This is a genomic window from Trebonia sp. (assembly GCF_030042015.1).
GTDB lineage: Bacteria > Actinomycetota > Actinomycetes > Streptosporangiales > Streptosporangiaceae > Trebonia.
This window is the reverse complement of record NZ_JASIAL010000392.1, coordinates 1-3,314: the sequence shown is the minus strand read 5'-3', so window position 1 is coordinate 3,314 and position 3,314 is coordinate 1. Positions and strand designations below refer to the sequence as shown.

Here is a 3,314-nt window from a genome sequence, read left to right as displayed (position 1 = left end):
CGCCCGGGGTCGCCATCGATGCAGGCGGTCACGATCGGCAGCAGCGCGGGCGGGCAGCCGTCCAGGTCTGGCTCGCCGCGCGTGTCCGGCTCGCGCAGGGCCCCAGCCGGGCAGCCGCCCCAGGGCGAGCGGCCGGTCGCCGCGAAGAACGCGGCGCAGCCGAGCATGAACACGTCGTCGGCGGCGCCCATGGACCCGTCGGTCAGCGCGACCCGGCTGAGGCCGACGTCGGTGAGCACCGGCCCGCCCGTCTCGAGCAGCACGTTGGACGGGGTGATCGCCTGATGCGCGAGCCCGCCCTCGTGCAGCGCGGCGACCGCGCGGGCGACGCCGAGCGCGAGCCAGGCCGCGGAGGCGGCGGGGAGCGGCCCGGTCTCGGTCACGGCCGCCGTCAGCGACGGACCCCGCACGAGCGTGCCGGCCACCCATGGCGCGACGGCCTCGGTGGCGGAGTCGGTGACCCGCGCGATGTGCGGCCCGCGCGGGACGCTGGCCGCCACGACCCCCGCGGCGAGGCGGCGGCGCACGTCCGGGTCGCCGGCGAACTCCCGCCGGTATTCCTTGATCGCGAGCCAGCCGCCGTCCCGTGCGCTGCCGAGGTACACCTGGCCGGCGAGGCCGGCGCCGAGGCGCGCGCAGACGCGATAGTCCCCTATCTCGCGCGGGTCGTCCTTAGCGAGGCGCTGATAGGCCGGCTCGCTCCACTGGCGCGCGGACACCCATATCCAGGCCGGTCCTGCGAATTCCTTCGCGACGACGTTCACCCGAGTGAACTGGGCACCGGGAATTCCCGGATAGCCGGGCCGGATTATCGTGGCGTGCACCTGGTCGGATATCGCGACCGCGAGATCGGCGGCGGGATGAGCCGACAATGCGGAGCGTAGCGGCGCGCTGTCGACCAGCCGGTTCATATCGATGATCATGGGCCCGCCGAACCCGGCCCTGTTCTGCTCGACAAGTCCCACGCCCACGGCCATCCGCAGCCGGACCCGGTCGCCGCTGCGCGCGTTGTCCGCGCCGAGATTCGCGGCCAGCGAGCGGATCAGCACGGGCAGCACGACGGTCGGATCCATGTCGGCAGGCATGACCGCGTTGATGCCGTCTCCTGTCCACTCGTGCGCGACGCTATCAAGATCCATTCCGCATTCGGCTAGCGTATTGATCACGAGCGGCGGAAGGCGTCGCTGCACCTGGTTCTGAAGAGGTGCCGAACGCGCACCGTAACCGGCGACATCCAGAACGAATCCCATTCGCAGCTTACGGCCCGATTGACTTCGTGCTGGTGGCGCCTGACCTTGCCCCCGGGGCTCGGCGGCCACGCCGTCTCCCATTTCCCCACGCTCCCTGTGTAAGCAGGGTAATAGCTGACTACGCCGGCGGGGAAGAATGCATCCGGCATTTTCACGTTCCCGGATTCAGGTAGTGCCCGCTGACGGCGCGGAAGACCTGGCAAAATCGGTGCTGTGTCAGTCCCGCTCTCCGCGCACTCCCCGCACTCCGCGAATTCGCCGCCGCGCGCGCCTGCCGTGGCGCTGACCGAGCGCGGCAGGTGGCCGCAGGCCAGCCTGGCCGCCCTGCTGACCGATGTTGAACGCGCCGCCCTGCTGGCAGCCGGCACCCCGGTCCGGTTCGAAGACGACGACATCCTGGTGCTGCAGGGTGAGGCCGGTGACAGCCTGTACGTGCTGACTGGCGGCATGGTCAAGGTCACCGTCGCCACGGAAACCGGTACGGAGACGACGCTGGCGGTGCGCTCGCGCGGTGACCTGATCGGTGAGTTCGCCGTGCTCGACGGCATGCCGCGCACCGCCACGGCCCGCGCTGTCGGTGTGGTCGGCGCGGTCCGGATCGGCCGGGCGGCCTTCGCGGCCTACGGTGAGCGGCATCCGGCGGCGCTGGCCACGATCACCCGCTCGCTCGTGGCCAAGATGCGCGCCGCGACGGAACGGCATGCGGCCGAGCGCACGTGGGGCGCGAAGGAACGGCTCGCCCAGGTGATCTACGAGCTCGCGGCGGGATACGGCGAGCGGGCCGCCGACGGGGCGGTGGTGATCCCGCTCCCGCTCACCCAGATGGAACTCGGCGAGCTGGCAGGCGTCGCGGTGTCGACGACAGAGCGCATCCTCGGCGAGTTGCGCAGGGACGGCGTCATCGCCACCGGTTACCGCGAGATAGCCGTGCGGAACATGGACTTCCTCGCCGTCATCAGGTTTTCGTAACGGATGGCCTGACTCCCTTTCCGGAGGGCATCCCTGTGGCGCGTGCTGCCCTAAGGTCCTCGCGTTGCGGAAATGATGTCCTTGCGGAGGGACAGCCAGAGCGGCCATGCCGGGGGCGGCGGCGGTCGCTCGACCCTGCGGTGCCGCTTGACCGACGCGGCGGCGGGGAGCACGTCACCGGGGCCTGCCTTGCCAGGGCCTGCCGCGCTGTCACCAGCGCGGCAGCCCGGGCTGGCGGGGAGCGTCCCGGCGTATCGGATGCCATCGCGCGCGCTTGTCGGCTAACATGGGTGCGCGAAGGGGAGTAGCTCCGTCGCCGGGACGCCGACAATCTCGGTCCTGCGGTCCGGCACGCCGGGAACGGCGCGCCTGCCCGTCGGGCCCGGTGCCCGGGGGCCGCATCCGGCCTGAGTGAGACCTTCGGCCGCAGCAGCATGCTGCCGGGCCGGAGGTCCCGGGTTCGCCGGGCGAAAGCCGGCCCGGCCCGGACACTCGGAGCCCCGGATGAGCCTGACCGTCGCAGTGACGTCCTTCCTGGCCGTGCTGCCCGCCGAACTCCCGGACAAGACGGTGCTGGCCTGCCTGATCCTGAGCAGCCGCTATCGCCCCGGCTACGTGTTCACCGGGGCCGCCGCCGCGTTCGCGGCCCAGGTGACGCTCGCGGTCGCCGCCGGGGGAGCGATCAGCCTGCTGCCGCGCCAGGTGGTGCAGGCCGTGGCCGCCGCCGCCTTCCTGGCCGGCGCCGTGCTGCTCTGGCGCCACCGCCCGGAAAGCCCGGAGGACGAGGACGTCCGGCGTGACGGCGTGCGCGACGGGTTCTGGCCGGTCGCGGGGACGTCCTTCGCGGTCGTGTTCCTTGCCGAGTTCGGCGACCTCACCCAGTTCATGACCGTCAGCCTGGCGGCCCGCTACCACGACCCTGTCGCGGTCGGGGTCGGCGCGCTGCTGGCGCTGTGGGTGGCCTCCGGCGTGGCGATCGTGGTGGGCTGGCGGCTGCTTGGCGTCATCCCGGTCCGGTGGCTGACAAGGGGCGCCGCGCTGATCATGCTCGCCCTGGCCGGCACGAGCGCCGCCGCGGCGGCCGGGGCCTAGCAC

Annotated in this window: 3 protein-coding genes; 2 read left to right on the top strand and 1 reads right to left on the bottom strand. The window is 72.4% G+C overall.

Annotated features, from left to right (window positions below; all coding sequences use genetic code 11):
- Window positions 1-1,139: protein kinase (locus Q1N79_RS21385; RefSeq protein ID WP_367185125.1), on the bottom strand; the 1,139-nt coding region annotated here is incomplete at its 3' end.
- A gap of 324 nt (window positions 1,140-1,463) precedes the next feature.
- On the opposite strand from Q1N79_RS21385, the gene Q1N79_RS21380 reads away from it, so the two are divergent.
- Window positions 1,464-2,219, top strand: coding sequence for a Crp/Fnr family transcriptional regulator (locus tag Q1N79_RS21380; protein ID WP_300611650.1), 756 nt, complete (start codon window positions 1,464-1,466; stop codon window positions 2,217-2,219).
- 504 nt (window positions 2,220-2,723) lie between these two features.
- Entirely contained in the window at window positions 2,724-3,311 is a 588-nt protein-coding gene (locus Q1N79_RS21375) for a TMEM165/GDT1 family protein (protein ID WP_300611648.1), read from the top strand.
- The last annotated feature ends 3 nt before the right edge of the window (window positions 3,312-3,314 follow it).

Bases quoted from the DNA above. Each gene is read 5' to 3' on its own strand.
- Q1N79_RS21375 (WP_300611648.1), top strand. From the start codon at position 2,724: ATGAGCCTGACCGTCGCAGTGACGTCCTTCCTGGCCGTGCTGCCCGCC.